Here is a 971-nt window from a genome sequence, read left to right on the forward strand (position 1 = left end):
TTAAAGGCTTGTAGAAATTTAAATTTTTGCTGTGCAAAAAGCCCCTTTCAGGTAAATCAAATTTTCCTTATGACTCGGTCTGTTCATTGAGCTTATCATCCAATGCGTGTCTGTTTATCATTTGTGCAATGGTTCTCGGTAACTCATTTTCAAGATCAGTTCGATAAGAGACCACCATTTCTAAAGGAATGTTTAGTCGATCTATCTCCAAATAATTTACTTGTAAGTTATAACCTTGTGTTATGCTTTTAGGCATTACTGATATTCCAATATCCTTTTCCACCAATTTAAGGATTGAGAAGGCATTTATACTTTCATGCATAACCTGAGGAGAGAAACCATGATAACTACATATGTTTATAATCTGATCACGAAAAAAAGTCCCCGCTGACCTAGGGAAAATAATGAAAGGAATATCCATCAATTCAGAAACATTTGAATTTTCGTTAATATTCCATTTACTGTTGTTTGCTATCACCAAAAGAGTGGAGTCCGTAAAAATTTTTTCTGAATGCACATTTGAAATTTCTTTGTGAGGTCTGCCTATCATTATATCTATTTGCCCGTCAAGCAACTGATTGAGTAGATTGAGGGTTGTAGTTTCAACAATGTTCGTTTTCACTTTTGGAAATTGCTCGCCCATCTCGTTAATCAGATGAGGCAAAATTTGAGTCATTGCTGATCCGATACAGCCTATATTAACAACACCTGTCAAAGTTGATCCCATATCAGCAATAGAAGATTTGATCATCTCCACCTTTTTCAATAACTGATAACCTTCCTGTTGAAGAAATCTCCCAGAAGGAGTGAGTGAAACATTTCGCTTATCTCGTTTGAAAAGCACCGTTCCTAATTCTTGTTCCAGATTTTTTATTTGACGAGTTAAAGCAGGCTGGGCTATAAATAGCTTTTCTGCCGCTCTTCTAAAGTGAAGTTCTTCGGCCAAGGTGAGAAAATATTGGACGTGTCTT

1 protein-coding gene is annotated in these 971 nt (G+C 36.0%); it reads right to left on the reverse strand.

Annotated elements, in window-relative coordinates:
• Nucleotides 1-67: 67 nt before the first annotated feature.
• Nucleotides 68-971, reverse strand: a 904-nt coding sequence (locus tag E1140_RS03090) for a LysR family transcriptional regulator (protein WP_155178935.1), incomplete at its 5' end; no start/stop codon positions are given.

Origin of the sequence: Fulvivirga lutimaris, assembly GCF_009711525.1 — a bacterium.
Classification (GTDB): domain Bacteria; phylum Bacteroidota; class Bacteroidia; order Cytophagales; family Cyclobacteriaceae; genus Fulvivirga; species Fulvivirga lutimaris.